This is a genomic window from Brevundimonas aurantiaca, assembly GCF_014199955.1.
In the GTDB taxonomy this organism is placed as follows: domain Bacteria; phylum Pseudomonadota; class Alphaproteobacteria; order Caulobacterales; family Caulobacteraceae; genus Brevundimonas; species Brevundimonas aurantiaca.
Window position 1 is genome coordinate 53,894 of sequence record NZ_JACHOQ010000011.1, and the last position, 25,519, is coordinate 79,412.

General features: G+C 67.7%; 20 protein-coding genes. 10 read left to right on the forward strand and 10 right to left on the reverse strand.

Annotation, left to right across the window (positions count from 1 at the left end; genetic code table 11):
* Positions 1 to 132 precede the first annotated feature (132 nt).
* On the reverse strand, positions 133 to 3,138 hold the full coding sequence (locus tag GGQ93_RS14715; RefSeq protein WP_183218002.1) for a TonB-dependent receptor: 3,006 nt from the start codon (positions 3,136 to 3,138) through the stop codon (positions 133 to 135).
* Between the two features lie 225 nt (positions 3,139 to 3,363).
* On the opposite strand from GGQ93_RS14715, the gene GGQ93_RS14720 reads away from it, so the two are divergent.
* The gene (locus GGQ93_RS14720; protein ID WP_183218004.1) at positions 3,364 to 5,034 is read left to right on the forward strand and encodes an FAD-binding dehydrogenase; all 1,671 of its coding nucleotides are present in this window, start codon (positions 3,364 to 3,366) and stop codon (positions 5,032 to 5,034) included.
* Position 5,035: 1 nt separating this feature from the next.
* On the opposite strand, the gene GGQ93_RS14725 is transcribed toward GGQ93_RS14720, so the two are convergent.
* Together GGQ93_RS14725 and GGQ93_RS14730 are read right to left on the reverse strand one after the other, a co-directional pair.
* On the reverse strand, positions 5,036 to 5,488 hold the full coding sequence (locus GGQ93_RS14725) for a DUF2147 domain-containing protein (RefSeq protein ID WP_183218006.1): 453 nt from the start codon (positions 5,486 to 5,488) through the stop codon (positions 5,036 to 5,038).
* Positions 5,488 to 6,273 carry a Coq4 family protein gene (locus GGQ93_RS14730; protein ID WP_311734615.1) on the reverse strand — a complete coding sequence of 262 codons (786 nt, stop codon included), beginning with the start codon at positions 6,271 to 6,273 and terminating at the stop codon, positions 5,488 to 5,490. The genes GGQ93_RS14725 and GGQ93_RS14730 overlap by 1 nt, the downstream gene beginning before the upstream one ends.
* Positions 6,274 to 6,332: 59 nt before the next feature.
* On the opposite strand from GGQ93_RS14730, the gene GGQ93_RS14735 reads away from it, so the two are divergent.
* Positions 6,333 to 6,947 (forward strand): TetR/AcrR family transcriptional regulator, encoded by a 615-nt coding sequence (locus GGQ93_RS14735; protein ID WP_183218010.1) that lies wholly within the window; start codon positions 6,333 to 6,335, stop codon positions 6,945 to 6,947.
* Between the two features lie 4 nt (positions 6,948 to 6,951).
* Here the strand turns inward: GGQ93_RS14735 and GGQ93_RS14740 are convergent, their stop codons facing one another.
* Positions 6,952 to 8,859, reverse strand: coding sequence for a PAS domain-containing sensor histidine kinase (locus tag GGQ93_RS14740; protein WP_183218012.1), 1,908 nt, complete (start codon positions 8,857 to 8,859; stop codon positions 6,952 to 6,954).
* Positions 8,860 to 9,672, reverse strand: a complete 813-nt coding sequence (locus GGQ93_RS14745) for an alpha/beta fold hydrolase (RefSeq protein WP_183218014.1) — start codon at positions 9,670 to 9,672, stop codon at positions 8,860 to 8,862.
* Positions 9,673 to 9,889: 217 nt separating this feature from the next.
* Here GGQ93_RS14745 and GGQ93_RS14750 point away from each other — a divergent pair, with 217 nt between their 5' ends.
* Positions 9,890 to 10,885: an SDR family oxidoreductase gene (locus tag GGQ93_RS14750; RefSeq protein ID WP_311734616.1), complete on the forward strand. Its 996-nt coding sequence runs from the start codon at positions 9,890 to 9,892 to the stop codon at positions 10,883 to 10,885.
* Here the strand turns inward: GGQ93_RS14750 and GGQ93_RS14755 are convergent.
* Genes GGQ93_RS14755 through GGQ93_RS14765 form a run of 3 tightly spaced genes read right to left on the reverse strand, consistent with a single transcriptional unit; the run spans position 10,819 to position 12,207 of the window.
* The gene (locus tag GGQ93_RS14755; protein ID WP_054764823.1) at positions 10,819 to 11,421 is read right to left on the reverse strand and encodes a cysteine hydrolase family protein; all 603 of its coding nucleotides are present in this window, start codon (positions 11,419 to 11,421) and stop codon (positions 10,819 to 10,821) included. The two genes, GGQ93_RS14750 and GGQ93_RS14755, sit on opposite strands and share 67 nt — an antisense overlap.
* 2 nt (positions 11,422 to 11,423) lie before the next feature.
* Positions 11,424 to 11,657, reverse strand: coding sequence for a hypothetical protein (locus GGQ93_RS14760; RefSeq protein ID WP_183218016.1), 234 nt, complete (start codon positions 11,655 to 11,657; stop codon positions 11,424 to 11,426).
* 4 nt (positions 11,658 to 11,661) lie between these two features.
* A complete protein-coding gene (locus GGQ93_RS14765; RefSeq protein WP_183218018.1) occupies positions 11,662 to 12,207 on the reverse strand; it encodes a hemerythrin domain-containing protein in 546 nt (181 codons plus the stop codon).
* A gap of 174 nt (positions 12,208 to 12,381) precedes the next feature.
* Here GGQ93_RS14765 and GGQ93_RS14770 point away from each other — a divergent pair, with 174 nt between their 5' ends.
* From GGQ93_RS14770 to adhP, 3 genes are all read left to right on the forward strand, one after another.
* Complete coding sequence (locus GGQ93_RS14770; RefSeq protein WP_183218020.1) at positions 12,382 to 13,350, forward strand: GAF domain-containing protein; 969 nt, start codon at positions 12,382 to 12,384, stop codon at positions 13,348 to 13,350.
* Positions 13,351 to 13,496: 146 nt separating this feature from the next.
* Positions 13,497 to 15,014 carry an acetaldehyde dehydrogenase ExaC gene (gene exaC, locus GGQ93_RS14775; RefSeq protein WP_183218022.1) on the forward strand — a complete coding sequence of 506 codons (1,518 nt, stop codon included), beginning with the start codon at positions 13,497 to 13,499 and terminating at the stop codon, positions 15,012 to 15,014.
* Positions 15,015 to 15,155: 141 nt separating this feature from the next.
* Entirely contained in the window at positions 15,156 to 16,187 is a 1,032-nt protein-coding gene (gene adhP, locus GGQ93_RS14780) for an alcohol dehydrogenase AdhP (RefSeq protein WP_183218024.1), read from the forward strand.
* A gap of 15 nt (positions 16,188 to 16,202) precedes the next feature.
* Here the strand turns inward: adhP and GGQ93_RS14785 are convergent, their stop codons facing one another.
* Entirely contained in the window at positions 16,203 to 16,979 is a 777-nt protein-coding gene (locus GGQ93_RS14785; RefSeq protein ID WP_183218027.1) for a DeoR/GlpR family DNA-binding transcription regulator, read from the reverse strand.
* A 145-nt stretch (positions 16,980 to 17,124) separates the two neighbouring features.
* Between GGQ93_RS14785 and GGQ93_RS14790 the strand changes: the two genes are divergently transcribed.
* Together GGQ93_RS14790 and GGQ93_RS14795 are read left to right on the forward strand one after the other, a co-directional pair.
* Positions 17,125 to 19,776 carry a TonB-dependent receptor gene (locus tag GGQ93_RS14790; RefSeq protein ID WP_183218029.1) on the forward strand — a complete coding sequence of 884 codons (2,652 nt, stop codon included), beginning with the start codon at positions 17,125 to 17,127 and terminating at the stop codon, positions 19,774 to 19,776.
* A gap of 75 nt (positions 19,777 to 19,851) precedes the next feature.
* Entirely contained in the window at positions 19,852 to 21,669 is a 1,818-nt protein-coding gene (locus GGQ93_RS14795; protein WP_442853664.1) for a phosphocholine-specific phospholipase C, read from the forward strand.
* Between the two features lie 39 nt (positions 21,670 to 21,708).
* Here GGQ93_RS14795 and GGQ93_RS14800 read toward each other — a convergent pair whose 3' ends face one another.
* On the reverse strand, positions 21,709 to 22,926 hold the full coding sequence (locus GGQ93_RS14800; RefSeq protein WP_224764376.1) for a sensor histidine kinase: 1,218 nt from the start codon (positions 22,924 to 22,926) through the stop codon (positions 21,709 to 21,711).
* A 712-nt stretch (positions 22,927 to 23,638) separates the two neighbouring features.
* On the opposite strand from GGQ93_RS14800, the gene GGQ93_RS14805 reads away from it, so the two are divergent.
* Together GGQ93_RS14805 and GGQ93_RS14810 are read left to right on the forward strand one after the other, a co-directional pair.
* On the forward strand, positions 23,639 to 25,351 hold the full coding sequence (locus tag GGQ93_RS14805) for a methyl-accepting chemotaxis protein (RefSeq protein ID WP_183218031.1): 1,713 nt from the start codon (positions 23,639 to 23,641) through the stop codon (positions 25,349 to 25,351).
* Positions 25,351 to 25,519, forward strand: a 169-nt coding sequence (locus GGQ93_RS14810; RefSeq protein WP_183218033.1) for a chemotaxis protein CheW, incomplete at its 3' end; no start/stop codon positions are given. The genes GGQ93_RS14805 and GGQ93_RS14810, both read left to right, overlap by 1 nt.

Here is a 25,519-nt window from a genome sequence, read left to right on the forward strand (position 1 = left end):
GGTAGGTCGGAGTCAAGGAGAAATACGTATATTTTTCAGTGATATAAAACGACATAAGGCCGTCCTGTCGGCGTCTCTTGACGTCGGGGACGGCCTTACAGGGTGGCCGGGAAGACCGGCCTGACGTCAGCCTCAGAACGACTTGGTCAGCCGCACGGCGAACAGCCGCGGGTCCAGGGTGAAGACATTGGTCGTCAGCCCGGTGTCGTCCGAGTTGGTGAAGGCGTCGACGATGGGCGCATCGTCGAAGACGTTCTTGACATAGGCCTGGAGCTTCAGGCCCCGCGCCTCATTGGTCAGGGACACCGACAGGTTCAGATTGTCCCAGCCCTCCAGCCGGTCGTATTCGGTGTTGTAGACGCGGAAGAAGCTCTCGCCCTGGCGATAATAGTCGCCGCGCAGCGTCAGGTCCCAATCGCCCAGGAACCAGCTGTACTGGGCCCCGATGTTGGCGGTCCAGTTGGGCGAGTTGGGCAGTTCGTTGCCGCCCAGGTCGGCCTCGAAACCCCGTCCGCCGTTCGGCGCCTCGGTCAAGGGATCATAGGTGAAGCCGTAGAGCGCCCAGAAGGGAAGGATGGAGTTGAAGTTGGGGTTGAAGGTGCCGAACCGCGACGAGCCGGCGCACAGGGCGCTCAGCGCCAGATTGGCCGCATCGGGTCCGAAAGCGCTGTTGAGGATGGTTTCAGCATAGGCGCGCGGGGCGATGCAGTTCGACGGCACCTGGATCCAGGGACGGATGGTGATCCAGTCGGGGTCGCCTTGGGTGCGGTCCATGACGTTGATGGACCGCTCGCCGTCGGCGATGCGGGACTTCAGATAGCCGAGATTGCCGTCGATCTGGAAACTGGGCGTCGGCCGGTAGACCGCTTCAAGCTCCAGACCCCAGATTTCAGCGTCGAAATTCTCATTCAATGAGATGCGATCGACGATCTGGGAAACCTGATAGTCCTTGTAATCATAGTAGAAACCGGTCGCATTCAGCCGCAGCGCCCCGTCCATCAGCGTATTCTTGGCGCCGATTTCGAAGGCGTTGACGTATTCGGGATCAAAGGTGCTGGCCAGGGGCTGGTACTGGACGACCTTGGGGTCCAGCTCCAGGCGAGGCGGATTGGTGCCGCCCCCCTTATAGCCGCGGGAGAAGGAGGCGTAGACTAGGGTGTCGTCGGTGAAGGACAGATCGGGTGTCCAATCCAGCACGATCCGGCCGGTGACCGCCTCCCACTTCTGTTCGATGTCCGGCAGGGCGTAATAGCCCCGACGCACGAATCCGCCCGACCCCGGACCGGACCCGCCGCCGAGCGGCGCGCCCAGCAGCAGCTGGCTGGGATAGGGTGTCGTGTCCTTGCGGTCCTCGGTATAGCGCAGGCCGGTCGTCAGCCGCAGTTCCGGCGTCAGGTCCCAATAGCCTTCGCCGAAGACGGCCCAGGAGCGGGTGTGGACGACGTTCTTGCTGCGGAAATAGTTGTGACCTTCGCCGTTGATTTCGCTCAGCGGATTGGGGTCGACATAGACGCATTCGAACACGCGATCGTCATCGCAGGGTACGGTTTGCGAACTTCCGTCCGGACCCAGCTCGAAGTTGTAGAAATATTCGGCGAGGTAGGAGAAGGTGTTGTTGAAAACGTAGTAATCGTCCTGCGACTTGAAGTCCAAATAGTTGGCGCCGAGGCTGAAGTTGAAATCGCCCGCCATGTCGGACTGAAGGCGGAACTCCTGATACCATTGTCGATTGTCGGACTGGCTGATGTCGGCCGACAGGATCCGGTTTGACGGCCCCAGTTGCGGATCGGTGTAGACGCCGCCGGGCGCGGCCGGCGACGGAATCAGGTCGCCGAAGAAATCGAACACCTGGCTGCTGTCCGAGAAGGCGGGGTTGGAGACGTAGCGCGCATAGTCCTGCGACGCATAATAGTCGTCCTTGGCGTAGGCGGTCTGTGAGAACAGGGTCAGGGTGTCGGTCAGGTCGAATTCGAGATTGACCTGGACGACGTCGTTCTCGGCCCGGAAGACGGGATCGTAGTTGGTGGCGATCTCACGCAGGTCTCGCGACTGCACGACGCCCTCATAGGGGTCGAAGCCCTGTGGGATCGGATAGACGCTGGCGCCGTTTGCGTCGAAGCCGCCCAGGCTGAAGAAACCGGACAGCAGCCGGATCGGCCCGAAGGAACCACCGTTGGGCGCCCCATAGGCGGCGTCGGAATACAGTGAACCCGGCAGACAGCCCTGGCTCAACTGATCTTGATTGTAAGGGGTGGTGATCGTCGCCGATCCGACCTGGGTCGGACCCGGATCGGTGGTGCACAGCTGTTTGCCGGTGCGGGAGCGGTGGTCGTCTTCCTCGAAATGCTCCCAGATCGCATTGGCGCGGAACCGCGCCGTCGGCTCCCACCGGGCCGACAGACGGGTGGTGAACAGGTCGCGGTCGTTCACATGGGTGTCGTTGAAGCTGTTGTAGTCGAAGCCGTCGCGCTGGGTGAAGCCGAAGGCGCCGCGCACGGCGAACGTATCGCCGAAGGGGACGTTGAGCATGGCCTGGCCGCGCCGGCTGTCATAGTTGCCCAGTTCCCCGGCCGCGAAGCCCTCCGACCGGAACTTGGGCAGTTCGGGGAACATGTTGACGACCCCGCCGGTGGCGTTGCGGCCGTAAAGCGTACCCTGCGGCCCGCGCAGCACCTCTACCCGGGCGACGTCCAGATACTCCTGCTCGAACAGGCGGTTGCGGATCAGGGGAGTGTTGTTGAAGCTGACGGCCACGGCCGGGTCGCTGGAGGCGGACACCGCCTTGGTCCCGATCCCTCGGATCGAGAAGTTGTACATGCTGAAGTTGGACTTGGAGAAGGACACGTTCGGCACGGCGCGCAGCAGTTCCGATCCCCCCTCGATCTGGCGCGATTCCAGGGCCTCGGCCGACAGGGCCGAGACGGCGATGGGCACGTCCTGAACGGACTGTTCGCGCTTCTGGGCGGTCACGATGATGTCGTCCACCACGGCGGGCGCGGCCTGCGGCGACTGACCGGCCTGCGGCGCTGGAGCTGCGGGCGGCGTCGTCTGGGCCAGGGCGGGCGCCCCGGCCATCAGCAGGGCTGTGGCGGAGACCGAGAGCGCAAGGCGCGCGCGAGTGCGGACGGCTGAAACCATGTGATCCTCCCTGAGCACGCCGGGCTGAGACGGCGTCCTGATGTGCGTTTCCTCCCGCCTGATGTTTCCGCTCGACGGGGCGGGGCCACCGGCGGTTGTCGCCAGCTTCGCACTACTCACTCTCATGTCAATACCTATTGACAATGATGTCGGTTGACGGCCATCCGCAGACGGTGCGATTTCAGACTTTCGCGAGGGCTGAGGGCGCGGATCAGGAGGGACGAAATGGACTGTGACGCCATAGTCGTCGGGGCGGGCCTGGCCGGCCTGGTCGCCGCCAATGAACTGGTCCAGGCCGGGCGCAGGGTGGCGGTGGTGGATCAGGAGAACGCCGCCAATCTGGGCGGTCAGGCCTTCTGGTCCTTCGGCGGCCTGTTTCTGGTGGACAGCCCCGAACAGCGGCGTCTGGGGGTGCGCGACAGTTTCGACCTGGCCTGGTCCGACTGGCGCGGCAGCGCCGGCTGGGACCGGCTGGACGGCGCCCTGGCCGAGGACGAATGGGCCGCCCGCTGGGGCCGGGCCTATGTCGAGTTCGCCGCCGGCGAAAAGCGCGACTGGCTGCGCCGCCATGGAATCCGCCTCACCCCCATGGTCGGCTGGGCCGAACGGGGCGACGGCCGGGCCCAGGGGCACGGCAACTCCGTCCCGCGTTTTCATGTGCCCTGGGGCACGGGGACGGGCGTCAGCGGTCCTTTCGCCGCCCGCGCCCTGGAGGCCCAGACCCAGGGGCGGCTGACCTTTCACTTCCGCAGTCGGGTGGATCAGCTGATCGTCGAGGCCGGCCGCGTGACCGGCGTGGCGGGCGTCCGCCTGGCGCCCAGCGAGGCTCCGCGGGGCGCGGCCTCCAGCCGCGAGGTCGTGGGCGATTTCACCCTGCGGGCGCCGTCGGTCCTGATCGCCACCGGCGGCATCGGCGGGAACCACGACAAGGTGCGCCGCTTCTGGCCCAAACGGCTGGGACGGCCGCCGCGGACGATGGTCACGGGCGTGCCCGCCTATGTCGACGGACGGGGGTTGGACATCGCCGAGGCGGCGGGCGCCCGCCTCGTGAACCGGGACCGGATGTGGCACTATGTCGAGGGGCTGCGGAACTGGAACCCGATCTGGCCCGGACACGGCATCCGCATCCTGCCCGGCCCCTCGTCCCTGTGGCTGGACGCCCTGGGGCGGCGACTGCCTTTCCCCGCCCTGCCGGGCTATGACACCCTGTCCACCCTGCGCTATCTGCGCACCACGCCGGACCTGGCTGAGCACGACCATTCCTGGTTCATCCTGACCCAGTCGATCATCGAAAAGGAGTTCGCCCTTTCAGGGTCGGAGCAGAACGGCGACATCACCTCGGGCGACTGGCTGCGGGTGCTGAAGACGCGGCTGGGCAAGGGCGCCTCGCCCGAGGTCGAGGCCTTCAAGGCCAGGGGGGCGGACTTCGTGGTGGCCCGGGATCTGGAGACCCTGGTGGCGGGCATGAACGCCCTGACGCCGACGCCCCTGCTGAAGGCCGAGGCGGTGCGGCGGGTGGTGGAGGCGCGCGACGCCCAGATGGCCAACCCCTTCGCCAAGGATCTGCAGGTCCAGGGGGTCCACAACGCCCGCCGCTATCTGGGCGACCGGCTGGCGCGGGTGGCGAAACCGCACCGTCTGCTGGACCCGGCGGCCGGCCCCCTGATCGGGGTCAAGCTGAGCGTTCTGACGCGCAAGAGCCTGGGCGGGGTGCAGACGGATCTGGACAGCCGGGTGTTGCGGGCCGACGGAACGGTGCTGGAGGGTCTCTATGCGGCGGGCGAGGCGGCGGGGTTCGGCGGCGGGGGCGCCCACGGTTACAACGCCCTGGAGGGCACCTTCCTGGGCGGCTGCCTGTTCACCGGACGGGCGGCGGGACGGGCCATGGCGGGCTGATCTAAGGCAGCCGGGTCCAGGTCTGGGTGCGGCACAGAAGGGGGGCGATACAGCCGCGCACCGCCAATCGGCCGCCCTCCATCAGGGTCAGGGTTCCGCGAGAGGCGCGCTGGCCGCTGTCCGGGTCATAGAGGGGGCCGCCAGACCAGGTCGTGGGGCCGCCGGTGAAACCGTCCAGAACGCGCAGCCCCCTGAGCGGCCGGCTCCGCAAGTCCGGGTCGCGGTTGCGCACATCGGTCTGATCGGGGTTCCGACGCAGGGGGGCGGCGTCCACCACTCGGCCGCACAGGGCGGCGCCGCAGCGGTGGATTTCGACCACCCCGCCCTGGGCGGCGGTGCGCCACCGTCCAAGCAGCGGACTGTCCTGGGCCGAGGCCGGAGCGGCGGCCATCACCACTCCAGTCAGGACCCCGCCGGCCAGGGTCAGGGCGGCGGGCCAGGTCGGGCGACGCATCAGCCCCGGACCAGCAGGCGGTTGCGGACCTCGACCGGGATGCGGTCGTAGAGGGTCGGCCCTCCCAGGCCCAGCCGCGCGCGCGCCTGATCCAGCGGCTCAGACATCAGGGCCTCATAGTCCAGGGCCGGCAGCCAGGCCGCCTTCCGCCCCCGGCGCCACGCCTCGAAGACGGCGGGGGCGCAGGGATAGCCGGTGCGGGCCTTGGTCATTTCGACGGCGGCGCCGATGGCGATCAGGCCGAAACCCTTGCTGCCCGTCTGAGGCAGGGACAGGGCGACCACGCAGGCCTCGCCCAGGGCGTCCGTGCGATAGCCGGCCAGGATGTGCCACAGGTCATGGATGTCGCGCAGGCGCCGGGCGTACCAGGCGTAGGGATGGGCCGCCTCTATTTCGCTGTCGGCCACCTTGCGGCTCTCGTTCGCCAGGCCGTAGGCCGACAGATTGCGCTCGTCGATGAAGTCCAGATAGGCGCGGCCCACCGATCCGGCGGGCATGGATTCCAGCCAGGGCCGGTCGTGCAGCCGGTCCGCCAGCTCGACCATCTTGAAGGCCTGGCGCGCGCCCTCGGGCGTCTCCAGCATCCGCATATAGCCGCGCCGCACCGAGTTCCCAGCCAGGGCGTTCATGATCTCGAACACCTGGGTGGTGTCTTCCTTGTTCGCGATCAGGCGGCGCAGGGCGCGAAAAGCCCGGCCGATCTCGATCCGCCGGGGGCGCCCCATGCCGTCAGCGCGGGGCCGCGCATCGACCAGGGCGTCGTCCATCATCAGTTCAGCCGTCACTTGCTCTCTCCGGGCGCTGAGCTTAACCAGTGCTATCTACATGGATGTAACTAACAACAATGTCAATAGAGCGCGTCCGTCGCCGTCGTCGCACCCCTGAAGAAGCCCGCCTGGAGGTCCTGGCTTGCGCCCGTGCGCGCTTGCTGGCCGGGGGGCCGGACTCCGTCACCCTGAAGGCCGTCGCCGACGACCTGGGCATGACCCACGCCAATCTGATCCACCATTTCGGCTCGGCCGAGGGGCTTCAATCGGCCCTGATGGGGTCGATGGTGGCGGATCTGTCGAACGCCCTGGACGCCGCCATCGCCAGGCTGCGCACCGACGAAGGGGCGCCGCTGGAGCTGATCAACGCCGTCTTCGACGCCTTTGCGGAAGGCGGGGCGGGCAAGCTGGCCGCCTGGATCGTGCTGAAGGGCGACCTGACCCATCTGGAGCCGGTCCGGGCGGCTGTGAACGGTCTGGTCGAGGCCATCCGCGACAAGCTGGGCGATCCCCTGACCGCCTCGCCCAAACAGCTGTCCTCGGCGGTTCTGTTCATCGCCCTCAGCGCCTTCGGCGAGGCCCTGATCGGCCCGCCGCTGCGCGACATGCTGGATCAGGACGAGGAGGCCAGCCGCCAGGTGGTCGCCGGCCTGCTGCCCTATTTCCTGCTGAAGGCCGAGCGGGGGGAGTAGCCGTTCAGGCGGCCTGGGACGCCTGTTCCGCCGCCGCCTGAAGCACGGCGCCGACGGTCTGCAACAGCACGGCGGCGCCGACGGGCTTGCCCAGCACCTCTGCGGCGCCGGCGGCCCGCGCCTCGGCGACTTCGGGACGCGAGACGTTGGCGCTGACGACGATCATCGGGGGCGGGCAGGGGTGTTCGGACCGAATCGTCCGCATCGCCGTCAAACCGTCCATCACCGGCATCTGAACGTCCATCAGCACCAGGTCGAAATCCATTGTCCGGCTCAGTTCGACCGCTTCCAGCCCGTTCTCGGCGCAGGTGACTTCCGCGCCCGTAGCGGCCAGAACCGCGTTCAGCACCGCCAGATTGGCGGGATTGTCGTCCACGGCCAAGATGCGGAGGGCGGCGGGCTCCGCATCGGTCGCGGCGGACCTGCCCCCGGGCGTCGACAGCAGAACCGCCGGCGCGCGCAAGGTCACGCGGCTGCCGACGCCGATCGTGCTCTGGGCGGTCAGTTCGCCGCCAACGGCGCGGGCCAGGCCCTCGGCCAGAGCCAGGCCCAGACCCATGCCGCCGTGTTTCCGTGTCGCAGTGACGTCGCGCTGATGGAAGGGGCGGACGAGGGCGTCGAAACTGTCGATGTCGAAACCGCAGCCGGTGTCGGCGACGGTGAAGACCAGGGCGTCGTCTTCGTATTGGACATCCAGAGAAACTGCGCCGGTCTCGGTGAACTTCACCCCATTGGCGACCAGCTGGATCAGGATGCGCTTCAGGGCGTCGCCGTCGGCCGAAACCTGGACGTCGGCGCCCGCGTCCGGGCCGCTCAGGACGATCGGCCGGTCGCCGATCAGGTCGGCGCATTCCGTCAGCACCTCGTCGCACAGGGTCCGCACCGACAGGGGCGACGACTGGGGCGTGAAGCCTCCGCCTTCCAGCTGCGAGAAGTCCAGCAGGGTGGTGATGCGGCGCGTCACCTCGGCCCCGGCCTGGGCCACGGTCTCCAGCGCCTTGTGGGCCGCCTCGGGCAGGGCGTGTCCGCGCAGCAGTTCCAGCGGCGCCAGGACGCTGTTCAGCGGCGTGCGCAGTTCATGGCTCAGATTGGCCAGGAAGCGCGACTTGGCCGCGTCGGCGGCGGCGGCGGCGTCGCGCGCGCGGACCAGGGCGGAGACGTCGAAATTCATCAGCAGCAGGCCGCCGATCGCCCCTTCGGCGTCGCGCCAGGGTATGACCGCCCATTCGAACCACATGTCGACAAGGGCCGAGCGGACGGGCCCCTCGCTGCTCATCGCCTCTCCGGCGAGGGCGCGGGCGTAGACCTTGGGCCAATCGATCTGGGCCGGGCGCGCCCTGGCCGGCGAGTCCACCCTCTGTCCGACCATGTCCTGCGCCGGTCGGCCGTAGGTCTTTTCCCAGGCCTGGCTGACGCCGGTCGCCACCAGGTCGGCATCCGTCATGATCAAGGGCACAGGGCAATGGCGCACGAAGGCGGAGATTACGTCGCGGGCGGATTGGCGTTCCGCCTCGGCGCGCTTTTCGGCCAGGGGCGCTGCCGCCTCATAGGCGCGACGAACGGGCGCGCGCGAGACGCACAGTTGAATCAGCGGCCCTTCGGTCCCCTGGGTCTGGGCGGCGCTGACCATGACCGGAATCCGATCGCCGTTGGAGGCGAGCACATCCAGGGCCAGCTCCTCCAGCCGCCCGCCCATCGCCAGCTCCTGACGAAGCCGCGTCTGAACCATGATCCGGCTGGCGGGCGTCAGATGATCGACCAGACGGCGATCCTCGGCCTGGTCTCCGGCGTGCAGGTCCAGCAGGTCGGCCAGATAGTCGTTCAGCCACAGCAACCGACCATGGGGATCGACCAGGCCCAGGCCGCCCGGCGCCTGGCTCAACAGATCCAGCAGGACGGACGGACTTTGCATCTAGGCCGCCAGGTCCAGCGGCGGCAGGTCCAGATGGCGACGCAGGGCCGCCTCGACCAGATCGGGTTCGGTCATATGGGGACAGTGGCCCTCGGTCGGCAGGACGACCCGGCGCGCCTGGGGGATGTGGCGCTCCATCCAATCCCCGACGAAGGTCGGCGCTAAGGCGTCGTCGCGGCTGTCCAGCAACAGGGTGGGGAGGGTCACGGCTGCAAAGGCGTCGCGGTCGTCGGCGTGGAAGGTTGTGCGGGCGAAATGGCGGGCGATCGCGGGATCAACCCGGCACACGCTGGCGCTCCAGTCGGCCTGACCCTGGGTCGCTGACGACCCGAGGATCGCAGGCGCGACAGCCGTCGTCCATTCGGCGATGTTCTTGTCCATCAAAGCCAGGAGGTCGGCGATGTCGGCTGGGGTGAAACCGCCGCGGTAGCCTTCGGCGTCCGTGTAGCGGGGCGAACCGCACACCAGGGCCAGGGACTGGAACAGGTCGGGTCGTCGGACGGCGGCGATGACGCCGATGCTGGCGCCCACCGAATGGCCGATGAAGACGACCGGACCCAGGCCGACCGCCTCGATCACCTCGATCAGGTCGTCGGCGTAGCCGCCCAGATCGGCGTGGCGCTCAGGATCGAAACAGGTGCTGTCCGAAGCTCCGGCCCCGACATGGTCGAACAGGACGATGCGGGCCACGCCGTCGAACCGATCGGCGACCGATCTCCACATGCCCTGGTCGCAGCCGAAGCCGTGCGAGAACAGAAGGACCGGACCCGTGTGACCCGTGACGGCGACGTTGTTGCGGCTCAGAATCGTCATGGCGTCGTCCGCTCGGCTTTCATTTGCGACGACTGTCAGGCCGACCTGAGCAGTTATTTCGAAAAAACCTTAAAAATCCGCTTCTTGCGTTTCGCAACCACAGATCGGCGTTACGCGGGCTTCGTCAGTTGTCCGCGCTGGGCTCTGTGACGGCTTTTGATCGGAACGGGCGCGGGAGCCTCGTGTTGTTCACGCGACCCAGCCGAGAGGAGACGTCATGGCCGATCGTTTGACGATGCAGGACCCCCGCGACCAATACCCCCGCCCGCCCTTCCCCGAGCAGCCCCAGCCGGCGCCGGGCCTGGCGGTGGAGATGGACCCGAAACCGGACCATGGGGAGACCAGCTATAAGGGCTCGGGCCGCTTGGCTGGGCGCAAGGCCCTGATCACCGGGGGCGATTCCGGCATCGGCCGGGCCGCCGCCATCGCCTACGCCCGCGAAGGGGCGGACGTCGCCCTGTCCTATCTGCCGTCCGAAGAGAAGGACGCCGCCGAGGTGGCGCAGCTGATCGAGGCCGAAGGGCGCAAGGCCGTCCGCCTGCCCGGCGACGTGACCGACGAGGCCTGGTGCCGCGACCTGGTGTCCAAGGCGGTCGAGGGTCTGGGCGGGCTGGACATTCTGGTGGTCAACGCCGGTCGCCAGCAGTACCGCGAGAGCGTCGGCGAGGTCTCGACCGAGGATTTCGACCGGACGATGAAGACCAATCTCTACGCCCTGCACTGGATCGTCCAGGCGGCGGTCCCCCACCTGCCGGCCGGGGCGGCGGTGATCACCACCGCCTCGATCCAGGCCTATGAGCCCTCGGCCATTCTGCTGGACTATGCGACCACCAAGGCGGGGATCGTCGCCTACACCAAGGCCCTGTCCAAACAGCTTTTGGAGAAGGGAATCCGCGTCAACGCCGTGGCGCCCGGCCCCTTCTGGACCGTGCTTCAGCCCTCGGGCGGCCAGCCGATGGAGAAGGTGGTCCATTTCGGCGAACAGAGCGCCTACGGCCGGCCCGGCCAGCCGGTCGAGATCGCGCCGTCTATGTGCTTCTGGCGTCCCAGGAGGCCAGCTATGTCACCGGCGAGGTCTATGGCGTCACGGGCGGGGCGGGCATCGCCTGACGAAGAGGGCGGACCGGTCCCTGACCGGTCCGCCTGTCAGCGCCAGCCGTCCAGGATCTCGTCGACCGTCGCCGTCTCGATCTGCTGCGAGAAGCGGTCGTGATAGAGGCGCAGGAGATCGTCATGGGGCCCGTCGGCCGAGCTGCAGACCGCGTCCTGGGCGATCACGACCCGATAGCCCAGATCGACCGCCGCCAGGACGGTCGCCAGAACGCAGACGTCGGTCTCGCCCCCGGTGACGATCAGCGTATCCACCCCGCTGCGGCTCAGGACCGCGTCCAGGTCCGAGCCGACCCAGGGCGAATAGACGTGTTTGTCGATCAGCCGGCCGGGCGGGACGAACCGCTGAAGCGGCAGGGCCAGATCGACCAGGCCGGGGTCGATTCGCTCCAGGGTCATGGAGGCCCAGCGCGTCCAGTAGCGGCGCCAGGCGCCGCGACCTTCTCCCGGTCGGGCGGCGGGGATGAAGCGGGTGAAGGCGGTCCGTTCGGGCCGGCGTTCGCACAGGCGCACGATCTGGGGCATGACCCGCTCGGCCCAGTCCAGTCGCCACGCCGTCTCCTCGACGAACATTCGCTGCATGTCGATGCACAGATGCACCGCATTCTCCGGCACGGCCTCGCGCAGACCCTCGGCCATCGTCAGGCCGCGCCCGCCGCGCCGTCGCTTCCGGCGTTCGGAGAGGAGGGTTCGATCTCCTCGGCGTCGGGCGGGGTCTGGGTGTTGGAATGGTGTTCGATCCGCCCCGTCTCCACCTCTTCGCGGGCGAAGACCTCCTCCTGTCCGGCCTCCAGCAGCTGATCCTCCGGCCCGCCCAGCCCGCCCTGGGCCAGACCCGAGGCGGCCGAATCACGGCTGTGCTTGCGGTCGCTCATCGGATCAGGCGGCCTGACGCGCCGGGGCGCCGGTGTAGCGTTCATATTCCTCGCGGTAGCGGTCGGTCAGCCGCGCCTGGTGCTCGCCCTTCTGCTTCAGGGTGATGAACCAGCCCTTCTCCTCCTCGTACATATGGGTCAGGACGGCGCCTTCGATATGCTCCCACTTGTCCAGCCAGGCGGTGTTGGAAGGGGCGATGTTCTCCAGCTCGGCCATCTGCGCCTTGGCGGTGGTCTGTTCCAGATAGGCGTGGGCGGCGTGCATCTTCTCGCCGGCCTGTCCCAGGGCGGGGTAGAGGACCAGCTCCTCGGCGATCGAATGGCCGTTCAGCACCAGGGCCAGGGCCTTGAGGGCCGCCTGGCGGTCGGCCGCCGATTTCACCTGGCGTCCGCGGGCGAAGGCGCCGCGGATTTCGTCGTGATGGTCCAGAACCAGCGACAGCCAGTCGCCGGGCGCGGCGGCCGCGCGCGCCTGGGCTGTGGCTTCGGCGCGGGCCTCTTGGCCGGGTTGGGGGGTTACGGCGGCCAAGGCCTTGTCGATGATGGACATTCGGGTCTCCTGCGATGCGGAGACAAGGCCGGGGATCAGCAGCCGGTTCCCAATGTCGTCTTTCCAACCTGAAGCTGACCGGGCCGCGAGGCGGGGAGGGGGACCAAGGTCGGATTGACGCGGAGGCTTTGCAGGCGTCTGATCTGCGGACTGCCGATCTTTCGGAGGTCGCCCATGAGCCTGCGGTCCCAGACCGATCACGCCAGCCTGATCCAGCAGGCGCTGGACGAGGGCGCCGGCGCGCGCTCCGCCCTGGCGGCCTCCTGGCGTCGGTCCATGACCCTCTACGGCCTTGATCCGGCGCGGGCCGGCGCGGTGGAGACGATCTCCGAACAGGCGCTGCAGGACGCCCGTCAGGCGATGGAGCCGATGACCCGCGCGGCCGAAGGGGTTCTGGACCGGCTGTTTCTGGCGGTCGGCGGGGTCGGCTGCTGCGTCCTGCTGACCAACGCCGAAGGGGTGCCGGTGGAGCGGCGCGGGGCGGCGGCGGACGACGAGACCTTTCATCGCTGGGGCCTGTGGCCGGGCGCGGTCTGGTCCGAGGCGCATGAGGGCACCAACGGCATCGGCACGGCCCTGGCCGAACACCGCCCCGTCACCATCCACCGCGACCAGCATTTCCACGCCCGCAACACCGGCCTGAGCTGCGTCACCCATCCGATCCACGACCCCTTCGGCCGGCTGGCGGGGGCGCTGGACGTCTCGTCCTGCCGGGCGGATGCGACCGAGGCCATACTGGGTCTGATCTCGGCCGCCGTGGCCGACGCCGCCCGGTCGATCGAGGCCCAGGCCTTCCGTCAGACCTTCTGCGACGCCCGCATCGTCCTGGCCGGAAGCGCGGGCGAACGGAATGCGGCGGCCCTGCTGGCCGTGGATCGCGACGATCTGGTCATCGGAGCGACGCGGGCGGCGCGCCTGTCCCTGTCGATCACCGACGAACGGATCGCCGCCCAGCTGCCGGCCTCGGACCTTCTGACGCCCGGCGCGGCCGAGGCGGACCTGTTGGAGGCGGAACGGGGCGCGGTGCGCCGGGCCCTGGCGCGCAGCGGAGGCAATGTCTCGGCCGCCGCCCGCCTGTTGGGCATCAGCCGCGCCACCCTGCACCGCAAGCTGCACCGGCTGGGTCTGAACGACGCCCAGTAACAGCCTCCTGTAATCTGTCGCAAATCTGCGACAGGTTTGCGCCGCATCATGAACCGGGCTTCTGGCGCGGCGGGCCTTGCGGACCGAGTTTGCCTCAAACGACGCCGGACAATCGGCGCCCGAGGAAACCGCAAGGAGACGCACTCGTGACCAAGCCCGAATTCGCCCGCGCCGCGACGCCCAAGTTCAAGACGCGCTATGACAACTTCATCGGCGGCCGCTGGGTCGCCCCCGTCAACGGCCGGTATTTCGAGAACACCTCCCCGGTGAACGGCCGCGTCCTGTGCGAGGTCGCACGCTCGGACGCGGCCGACGTCGAGCTGGCCCTGGACGCCGCCCACGCGGCGAAGGACGCCTGGGGCAAGACCAGCGTCGCCGAACGCGCCGTGATCCTGAACAAGATCGCCGACCGGATCGAAGCCAACCTCCAGGCCGTGGCTGAGGCCGAGACCTGGGACAACGGCAAGCCGGTGCGCGAGACCCTGGCCGCCGACATTCCGCTGGCGATCGACCACTTCCGCTATTTCGCCGGCTGCATCCGCGCCCAGGAAGGCGGGATCTCGGAACTGGACCACGAAACGGTCGCCTATCACTTCCATGAGCCGCTGGGCGTGGTCGGTCAGATCATCCCGTGGAACTTCCCGATCCTGATGGCCGCCTGGAAGATCGCCCCGGCCCTGGCGGCGGGCAACTGCATCGTCATGAAGCCGGCGGAACAGACCCCGGCCTCGATTCTGGTGGTTGTCGAACTGATCCAGGACCTCCTACCCGCCGGCGTGCTGAACATCGTCTCCGGCACGGGCACCGAGGTGGGCGAGCCCCTGGCGACCAATCCGCGCATCGCCAAGATCGCCTTCACCGGCTCGACGGCCGTCGGCCAGAAGATCATGGAATATGCGACCCGGAACATCATTCCGGTGACGCTGGAGCTGGGCGGCAAGTCGCCGAACATCTTCTTCAAGGACGTGATGGACGCCGACGACGCCTTTCTGGACAAGGCGCTGGAAGGCTTTGCGATGTTCGCCCTGAACCAGGGCGAGGTCTGCACCTGCCCCAGCCGCGCCCTGATCCACGAAGACATCTATGAGGCCTTCATCGAGAAGGCGATCGCCCGGGTCGAGGCCATCGTCCAGGGCGACCCGCTGGACCCTGCGACCATGATCGGCGCCCAGGCGTCGGACCAGCAGCTGAAGAAGATCCTGAGCTATCTGAAGATCGGCCGCGAAGAGGGCGCCCAGGTCCTGACCGGGGGCGACCAGGCCCAGCTTCAGGACGATCTGGCCGGCGGCTACTACGTCAAGCCGACGGTGTTCAAAGGCACGAACGACATGCGGATCTTCCAGGAGGAAATCTTCGGTCCCGTCCTGGCCGTGACCACCTTCAAGACCTTCGAAGAGGCGATGGAGATCGCCAACGACACCGAATACGGCCTGGGCGCCGGGGTCTGGTCGCGCGACATGAACACCGCCTATCGCGCCGGCCGCGCCATCCAGGCCGGGCGGGTCTGGACCAACTGCTATCACCAGTATCCGGCCCACGCGGCCTTCGGCGGCTACAAGAAGTCGGGCATCGGCCGTGAAAACCACCGGATGATGCTGGATCACTATCAGCAGACCAAGAACCTTCTGGTCAGCTACAGCCCGAACAAGCTGGGCTTCTTCTGATCTGCATCAAGGATGGCCGGCTCCGGATCGGCCATCCTCCGATCGCTCTCTGATCCGTCTGTCCGGAGAGCGGCTCCCAGGCGGGCGGGCCGGTGTCCTGCTTCCGGTCCGCCCGTTCCCCCTTCTGATCGAGGATGAACCATGGCCAAAACCATGAAGGCCGCCGTCGTGCGCGAATTCGGCAAGCCCCTGGTGATCGAGGATGCGCCGATCCCCACCCCCGGACCCGGCATGATCCAGGTGAAGGTCGTCGCCAGCGGCGTCTGCCACACCGATCTGCACGCCGCCGAGGGCGACTGGCCGGTCAAGCCCAATCCGCCCTTCATTCCGGGCCACGAAGGCGTCGGCTACGTCTCGGGCGTCGGCGCCGGCGTGAAACACGTCAAGGAGGGCGACCGCGTCGGGGTGCCCTGGCTCTATTCCGCCTGCGGCCATTGCAAACACTGCCTCGGCGGGTGGGAGACCCTGTGCCACGAGCAGCAGAACACCGGCTATTCGGTGAACGGCGGCTTCGCCGAATATGTGGTGGCGGACCCGAACTTCGTCGGCCATCTGCCCGATAACATCGGCTTTGAAGAGATCGCGCCGATCCTTTGCGCCGGCGTCACCGTCTATAAGGGGCTGAAGGTCACGGAGACCAAGCCCGGCGACTGGGTGGTGATCTCGGGCGTCGGCGGCCTGGGCCATCTGGCGGTGCAATACGCCAAGGCCATGGGGATGAACGTCGCGGCCGTCGATATCGACGACGCCAAGCTGGACCTGGCGCGGCGTCTGGGCGCCTCGGTGACGGTCAACGCCAAGACGTCTGACGACCCCGCCGCCGAGATCAAGCGTCAGACCGACGGGGGCGCCCAAGGGGTGCTGGTCACCGCCGTCTCGCCCAAGGCGTTCGAACAGGCCCTGGGCATGACTTCGCGGGGGGCGACGGTCGCCCTGAACGGCCTGCCGCCCGGCGACTTCCCCCTGTCGATCTTCGACATGGTGCTGAACGGCACGACAGTGCGCGGCTCCATCGTCGGCACCCGGCTGGACCTTCAAGAGGCGCTGGACTTCGCCGCCCAGGGCAAGGTCAAGTCCATCATCGCCGTGGAGCCCCTGGACAATATCAACGACATCTTCGCCCGGATGCACAGGGGCCAGATCGAGGGTCGGATCGTCATGTCGATCAACTGATCGGCCGGGAGCGGATCAGGCGATCCGCACCTCGACCCCGCCGTCGCGCGCCGCAGCCGCGACGGCGGCGGGGGGCGGCTGGTCCGTGACGATCATGGCCACCTGCGACCAGTCCGCCGCCTGGGCGCGGCCCGCCGCCCCGAATTTGGAGGCGTCCGTCAGACAGACCGCCTTGCGCGCATTGGGCAGCACCGCCCGGGCATAGGCCGCCTCTTCGGGCTCGTGATCGAGAAAGCCGTGCGCGGCGTCCACGGCGACGATGGAGAAGAAGGCCAGGTCCGGCACGAACCGGTTGGCGTAGGCGGCGGCGTCCGCATCGAAACTGGCCCGATAGGCGGGGTTGACCGCCCCGCCCGCCAGGAAGATCCGGGCGTCCGACAGGGCCGCCAGCTCGCCCGCCGTCTCCAGACTGTTGGTCACGACCGTCAGATCGCGCACAGAGGCGATCCGGCGCGCCAGCCAGAAGACGGTGGTGCTGGAATCCAGCAGCAGGGTCATGCCTGGTTCGACCAACTCGGCCGCGTGGGCCGCGATCCGCTTCTTGGCCTCGGCGTTGATGTTCAGCCTCTGCCGCCACGGCGCCTCGGCGCGGCGATCAGGCAGGCGGACGCCGCCGTGCACCTTTCGCACCGCCCCGTCCTGCTCCAGCCGTCGGATGTCGCGGCGGATCGTCTCCTCGGACACATCAAAGGCCGTCGCCAGATCGGCGATCGAACAGGCGCCCTGATCAGCCAGGGCGGACAATAGGGCTTCGAGCCGTGCGGACTGATTCAACGCCGTGCCTTGGGTCATGCAACTCGTGTGACATGTGGCGCCTGCCTTCGTCAAAATCCACACAAAAACACAAAATGCCACAATAGTTCACATCGATGTCACAGGCCCGGCGTAGATCGTTCGAAGACGGCTCAGCGCCGTCCAAACGTCAGGGGATGTCATCATGGTTCTTTCAAACACGCGCTTTTGCGCGCGCGCCCTGCTGTGCGGCGCAGCGCTCGCAGCGATCCTGCCCGCCGCCGCCTTGGCCCAGACCGCACCGGCGCAAGGCGGGACGGCGGACGCCGCCAACCTCGCCGACATCATCGTCACCGGTTCGCGCAGCGCCACCCGCCGCGCCGAGGCCGAGCAGCGCCAGGCCGACATCGTTTCGGAGGTCATCTCCGCCGATGAACTGCTGACCATCCCGTCCACCAGCGTGGCGGCGGCGCTGAAGCGTCTGCCGGGCGTCAGCACCGTCAACGACCGCGGCACGGGCGACGCGCGCTACGTCAGCATTCGCGGCCTGGACAGCGCCCTGAACGTCTACACGATGAACGGCGTGCGCCTGGCGACCTCGGGCCGCGACAACCGCGCCGTGGCCCTGGACCTGCTGCCGCCCGACGGCCTGGACACGGTGCGGGTGGTCAAGAGCGTGACCCCGGATCTGGACGGCGACGCGGTCGGCGGCACCATCGACTTCCGCCTGCCCAGCCCCTTCGACTTCGGCGACGGCATGGCCAGCCTTTCGGTCCGCGCCAGCCGGGAAAACATCGCGGACAAGACGGCGACCGACCTGACCGGCGCCTTCTCGACCTTCCTCGATTCCGACCGGACCCTGGGCCTTTACGGCGTGGTCTTCCATACCGAACGGACCATTACGGGCGAGCGCAACGAGAACATCAGCTACAACACCAGCTGGCGTCCGAACGGCCTCCTGCCGGATAGCGACACCGTCCTGTCGGAAGACACCCCCCTGCGGCTGGTCTCGCACGGCCTGGACCGGTTCGTGAACGACATCGACCGCACCGGCGGCAACTTCACCCTGGAATACCGCCCGACGTCGAATGACGAACTTCACCTGCGCGGCCTGTACTCCCAGTGGAAGAACGATCAGCTGCACGACTATATCGACGTCAAGACCGGTCAGGACGACACGGGCGCCATCAACAGCTTCTCGTCCCTGATGGGCGCCGAGGTGAAGCAGGAGGACAACCGCCTGGGCGTGCTGAACCTGGGCGGCCGCCACGTCCGCAGCGCCTTCGAGCTGGACTACGACATCGCCTACACCTACGGCCGGACCGAGACGCCGAACCAGTGGTATATGGAGTATGTCACCGACGACAGCCTGCCGATCTACAGCACCCCGATCGGCTTTGACGCCTCGGACAGCAAACATCCGACCTGGATCATGAGCGAGGCCCAGTCGTCGGCCATGCTGAACCCGGCCAATCTGAAGTTCGACTACGCCGAACTGTATCGCCGGATCTCCGAAGACTCTCAGGCCTACGCCGCCGTCAACCTGGCCTGGTCGCCGGAAGACAAGGGCGTGCTGAAGACGGTCAAGGGCGGCTTCCGCTTCCGCCGGTCGCAACGGGACTATGATCAGCAGCAGGACGTCGACAGCGGCACGCGCGCGATTCCGGGGCTGGCCAGCGGCTCGCCCCTTTCGAACCACACCGACCTGATCGCGGGCTCGATCGATCATTTCGACGATGATCACTACCACGGCCTGACGCGCTTCGGCACGATCCTTGAGATGAACCGCGTCCTAGCCGTGCTGCAAGCCGCGCCGCGTGTGACCGACGACGAATACCCCTGGAACCTGAACGACTCCTCGGGCCGCGAGACCAGCTACAGCGGCTACGCCATGGCGGTGCTGGAACGGGGCGCCTGGTCGGCCACGGCCGGGGCGCGGGTGGAGCGGACCGACATCCACAACGAGGCCCTGGTCACGACCGAGGACTCCGCCACCAATAAGGTGAAACGCGAGTTCGGCGGCGCCGCCGGCACCACAGAGGCCAGCTACACCCAGGTTCTGCCCAGCCTGCACGTCGACTGGCGCCCGAACGCCGACTGGACCGTCCGCGCCGCCGTCTGGACCTCCTTCGCCCGTCCGAACTTCACGGACATCTCCAAGGGCATCAACATCGAGTCCAACGGCCCGCGGATCGTCTCGATCTCCAAGGGCAACCCCGATCTGAAGCCGGCCGAGGCCCTGAACTTCGATCTGGGCGTCCAGTACGCCGGCGACCAGGGCTTCCTGTCCGCCGGCCTGTTCCGCAAGGAGATCGACAACTTCATCTACCAGTCGGCGGGGTCGCAGGTGATGGTCGGCGCCGACGGCGTGCCGATCACCACCTCGGCCAACGGCAAGGACGCCACCATCTGGGGCGTCGAGCTTGCGGGGCGCCGCGACCTGATCGCCGGCTTCTCGGCCTGGGCCAACTACACCTACCAGCCCAGCAAGGCCGATCCCGGCATCGCCTGGCGCGAAGGCGTCGAGGTGGGGCTGCCGAATGCGCCCAAGGTCCTGGGCAACGTCGGCCTGAGCTACAAGCGCGACCGCTTCGACGCCGACCTGGGCTACAGCTATCGCGGCCGCTACATCGCCACCCTGCGCGCCAATGCGCTGGATGAATACATCCAGCCCCAGGCGACGCTGGACTTCGGCGCCCGCTTCCAGCTGACCGACCAGCTGGTGCTCAGCGCCTATGGCGAAAACCTGACGGGCGAGGCCGGATACTGGGCCACGCGCGGCAAGTCGGAACGCTACACCATCGGCTATCAGACCGCCCCGCGCATGCTGGGTCTGGGCCTGACCTGGCGTCACTGAGGCGTTCGCCCTCATCGTCGCAAACCTGTCGCCCGCGCCGGTCATAAGATCGGCGCGGGCCTTGTTCGGAAACATCTGATGTCTGTCGATCGGCGATCTCTTCTGGCGGGCGGCCTTGCAGGCGGCCTGGGCGCGGTCTTGGCGGCGGGGCTTCCGGCCTCTCTGGCGCGGGCCCTGTCCATCCCCGCCGACGTCCGCAAGGGCACGATCGAGGACGTGGCCCATGTGGTGATCCTGATGCAGGAGAACCGCAGCTTCGACCACTATTTCGGCGCCCTGGCCGGGGTGCGGGGCTTTGGCGATCCCCATCCCATTCCCGTCGCACCCGGCGCCGACGGCGCCCCGCGCGACGTCTGGACCCAGGTGGACCGCACGGTCCAGCCCCCGGCCGAGGTCGGTCCCTTCCACCTGGCGACGACCGCCGACTTCGACCTGATGCGGATGGAGGGGACGCCCCACCACTGGCCCGACGCCCAGGCGGCGTGGGACCAGGGGCGGATGGCCCATTGGCCCGAGGCCAAGACCCAGCGCGCCCTGGGCTACTATCGGCGTGAGGACATCCCGTTCCAATACGCCATGGCCGAGGCCTTCACCCTGTGCGACGCCTATCACTGCTCGGTGCAGACGGGGACCAACACCAACCGCCTGTTCCTGTTCAGCGGGACGAACGACCCGCACGGCCGCGCCGGCGGCCCGGTCATCGACAATGTCGACGACGATCTGAACAAGCCCGACGCCGACCAGCCCCGCTATGACTGGACCACCTATGCCGAGCGGCTTCAGGCGGCGGGGATCGACTGGCGCCACTATCAGAATCTGGCCGACAATTTCGGCGACAACCCGGTCCAGAACTTCATGGCCTATCGCCGCGCCTGGCGTGGCGAGCCGGGTTCGGACCCGGCGCTGAAGGAACGGGCCCTGTCCACCCGCGATCTGGATCAGCTGAAGGCCGACGTCCTGGCCGGTCGGCTGCCGCAGGTGTCGTGGATCATCGGCACGGCCGAGGGGTCCGAACATCCCGGCCCGTCCAGCCCGGCCCAGGGGGCGGACTATATGTCTCGCGTCATCGACGCCCTGACCGCCGATCCCGCCGTCTGGGCGCGGACGGTGCTGTTCATCAATTTCGATGAGAACGACGGCTTCTTCGACCACGTCCCGCCGCCCGCCCCGCCGTCGCCCGACGCCGATGCGCCCGGCGGTTTCGCCGGCGCCTCCACCGTCTCGACCGAGGGGGAATACCACCGCCTGCCGGCGCCCGGCGCCGATGGCGACGAGGCCCAGTTCCGGGGGCGGCCCTACGGCCTGGGGCCGCGGGTGCCCATGTATGTGCTGTCGCCCTGGTCGCGCGGCGGCTTCGTCCATTCGGAGGTGGCCGACCACACCTCGGTGATCCGGTTCCTGGAGCGTCGCTTCGGGGTGATGGAGCCCAACATCTCGCCCTGGCGACGGGCGGTGTGCAGCGACCTGACGACCGCCTTCGACTTCGCCACGCCGAACCAGACGCCTTTCGTCGATCGCCTGCCCGAGACCGCAGAGGTCCGGGCGCGGGCGGCCGCCATTCCCGAACAGCCGTCGCCGACCGCTCCGGTCCGGCCGGCGCGCCCGGTGCAGGAGCCGGGCCAGAGGCCCATGCGCCCGCATCGCTATCGGCTTCAGGCCCATTGCGACGTCGATGCGGCGGCGGCGCGCGCGGAACTCACCTTCGTGTCGCAGGGGGATCTGGCCGCGGTCTTCCATGTCTATGACCGGTTGCACCTGGATCGGCTGCCCCGGCGCTACACGGTGGGGGCGGGCGGACGGTTGACGGGCGCCTGGGACCTGTCGGCCGACGGCGGACGCTACGACCTGTGGGTGTTGGGACCGGCTGGCTTCCACGCCCATTTCGTCGGCTGAGGCGCAACCGAGGCGAGCCGCTTGCCGTTTCGGGCGGTTCTAATTCAGGCGTGAAAACACGGCGCCCGGGCCGATCGGCGCCCGGCTGACCACCGCAGCGCCGCCGCTGGAGGCGCGCGCCAGCAGGAGCAAGTCATCGCTCCGGTTCGATTCGGCGGGGCGGGGCGCTTCGGTCAAGGTCTCGTCGGCCAGGTTGAAGGCGAAGGCCGCCCCACCCAAGGGGCTGGGCGTCAGGGCCAGGGTTCCGCCGTGGGCCTCCACCAGGGTGCGGCAGATCGACAAACCCAGGCCCATGCCGCCGGGCTTGCTGCTGGCCAGGGGCTCGAACAATTTGCCGGCCATGTCAGGGGCGACGCCGGGGCCGTTGTCGGCGACCGACAGCTGGTAGCCGCCGTCGACCGGGCCGCCCGCAATCTCAATGCGGCGGCGCTTGCCGTTCTCCGGGGCGTCGAGCGCATTGCGGATCAGATTGATCAGGACCTGCTGAATCTGCACGCGGTCGCACCAGGCCGTATCCGCCGGGTCCAGCCGCACCTGTATGTCCGCCCTCGTCCCCCCTGCGTGCATCCTGAGGATCGGCAGGATTTCCTTGACCACCTCCGACACATTTTCCCGAACCCGAGGACCGGATTCGTGACGCATCATCTGGCGCAGGCGGCGAATGATGGCTGTCGCCCGGTCGATCTGGCCCTTGGCGGCGATCAGCGCCTGAGGGAGGTCGTCCGCAGCCTCCGGCCGGGCCTCAGCCATCCGCCGGGCCGCCTCCAGAAAGTTCGCGGCGGCGGACAGGGGTTGGCTCAGATCATGGGCCGCCATCGAGGCCACTTCGCCCAGCGAGTTCAGCCGCCAATTGTACATGATCTGAAGCCGCAGATCCTGGACGGCGGTCTCGGCGGCGACCCGGGCGGACACGTCCTGAATGAACAGGGTGGCGCAGTCGCAGGTCTTGTGGGTGAAGCGGGTGGCCTGGATCTCGACGAAGGCGTCTTCGCCGTCGGCGCGACGCGCTTGCCAGATGGGGGCCTGGCCCGACGGATCGCGGCGGCCATTGAAGGCCTGGGCCGCCTCGGGGGTGGCGACGTCGTCCAGATTAAAGCCTTCAAACAGGGCGTCGATGCTCAGGGACGGATCGTCCAAAACGGCGCCGAACAGCTGTTGAGCCGCCGGATTATGGTTGCGGACACGGCCGGTCCGATCGACGGCCACGATCGCCATCGGCGCGCCGACAAAGACGCTGCTCGCCAGCGAATCTTCCAACAGCTTTCCTCCTCCTTCGACGCCGGCCCGCTTCTCGATGGTCGAGTCCTGGTCACCATTGAGAATAGATGCCTTGCGTCTCTGTGCAATGGATTACGACCTTGGTCGATGATCGGATTACTGATGAGAATCAGACGCAGACTTATTGACGTTTGCGGTCTTTGGTCCGACGGTATCTTTCGCTCGGCAAGAGCATGATCGTTTCGGACGGAACCGCTTCGCGGTTCCGACAGAAGCGTGAATCATGCTCTCGCTTTAATCTGGAGCCTGATTCACCGTTTCAGCGGAACCGCGTAGCGGTTCCTCCTCAACGGATCAGGCTCTAGGAGCGAGGCGGTCGGCGCCGCCGAAGGCCGTCCGTCCGCTACCTGGGTCTATGGCGAACACTCAGGGCTGCATGGTTAGCCTTGCACGATCAGGGCGCGGCCCAGCCTCTTTGCGCGGTTTTCAGTATAGTTGCTGCGCTAAGTACAACCCCCTAACCCAGGGTTGAAGCCGGTTTAACCATGCAAGCTAATGATGCTTCTGGTTGTGTGGCTAAGGCTGCGGAAGGGGACTGAGATGACTGCTACTATTTCGACCAAGAGGGGGCGTTGCGCGCCCCCGGCGAGGTCTGACCTGACCGCACTTCGCCCCTTCTTCAATTTTCAGGACGCCCCATGGCCGGTCGCGTCCCTCGCCCACCCCTAACCGGCCATTGCGGAGAGAGATCATGCGTTTCACCATAAAGGCCAAGCTGGCCGTAACCTTCGGCCTGTTGATCCTGGCCCTCGTCGGCATCGTCGCCCTGTCGATCAGCCGACTGGGGACGTTAAACCAATCCATCACCGAACTGATCGAGGGGCCGGCGGCGCAGCTGAGCCGCGCCCAGAGTGTGGACGCCGAGTTCGGCGGCGTGGTGCGGCGCGAACGCGGCATGGTGCTGGCGACCGACCCCGCACAGGTCCGGACCTTTTCGGAAGAGGCGAAACAGGCTGCAGGACGCCTTGAAGATCAGCTGAACCAGGCCCTCGCCGCCGCCTCGCCCGAGGCCAAGGGCGACTGGACCAAGCTGGCCGACACCTGGGCCCAGTACAAGCTGATCAGCAACGAGGTTCATCGTCTGGCCCTGGCGAACGACAAGGCCGGCGCCGGCGCCCTGATGCTGAACGAGGCCCGGACCTTGGCGGCCGAACTGGAGAAGTCCACCCACCGCATCGTTGAAATCGACAGGGAGAAGATGAAGGAGGCCGAGGCGGCCACCACAACCGTCTTCGAAAACGCCCGAACCGGCCTGATCATCACCGCCGTGGCGGCGGTTCTGGTGGCCCTGGGCGGCTGCACCCTGGTGTCCTTCATCATCAAGCGGGGTCTGCATCGCGCCAATGAGGCGGTCCGCGCCGTGGCCGAGGGGGATCTGACCAGGACGCTCGCCGTCACCACCCGCGATGAGATCGGCGACATGCTGGGCAATCTGAACACCATGATCGAACGGCTGCGCGGCGTGGTGTCCGACGCCCTGTCGGCCGCCGACAATGTGTCGTCCGGCAGCCAGGAACTGTCTTCGACGTCCGAACAGATGAGCCAGGGCGCCACAGAACAGGCGGCGGCGGCGGAACAGGTCTCCTCTTCGATGGAGCAGATGGCCGCCAACATCAAACAGAACGCCGACAACGCCGCCCAGACCGAGAAGATCTCGCGCCAGTCGGCCAAGGACGCTGAGGCCAGCGGCGAGGCGGTCAACCGCGCCGTGGACGCCATGCGCACCATCGCCGACAAGATCGGCATCGTGCAGGAGATCGCGCGTCAGACCGATCTGCTGGCCCTGAACGCGGCGGTCGAGGCCGCCCGCGCCGGGGAGCACGGCAAGGGCTTCGCGGTGGTGGCTTCGGAAGTGCGTAAACTGGCCGAACGCAGCCAGACGGCCGCCGCTGAAATCGGCACCGTCTCATGCGACACGGTCAAGGCCGCTCAGGAAGCCGGCGACATGCTGCAGCGTCTGGTGCCGGACATCCGCAAGACCGCCGAACTGGTCTCGGAAATCTCCGCCGCCTGTCGTGAACAGGACATCGGCGCCAACCAGATCAATGAGGCGGTCCAGCAGCTGGACAAGGTGACCCAGCAGAACGCCGGGGCCTCGGAAGAGATGTCGGCGACCTCCGAAGAACTGGCGGCCCAGGCCGAAGAGCTTCAGACCTCCATCGCCTTCTTCCGCACCGACGCCTCGGGCGAAGGGCGTTCGGCGCCGCGCGCCTCAGCCTCGCCGCGCCACCGTGCGACGGGCGCCAGGGTCACCGTGCTCAGCTCCGCGGCCCGATCGACGTCGGCCCCGGCTTCGGCAAAATCCCCGGTCCACGCCCAGCAGGCCCGAGCCCAGGGTTTCGCCCTGGACATGACGGTCGGCGGCGCTGACGCCGAGGACATGGACTTCCGGGAGAGCGCCTGATGTCCGGCCAAGCGGAAAGAAAGGCCTCGGCCGACAGCCCCGTGAGCGGCGCCTTCGCCGGCCAGTACGTCAGCTTCGGCCTGGGCGAGGAGGTCTTCGCCGCCCCGGTCGGGCTGGTGCGGGAGATCCTGACCTATCAGCCCCCGTCGCGCATCCCCAACAGCCCCG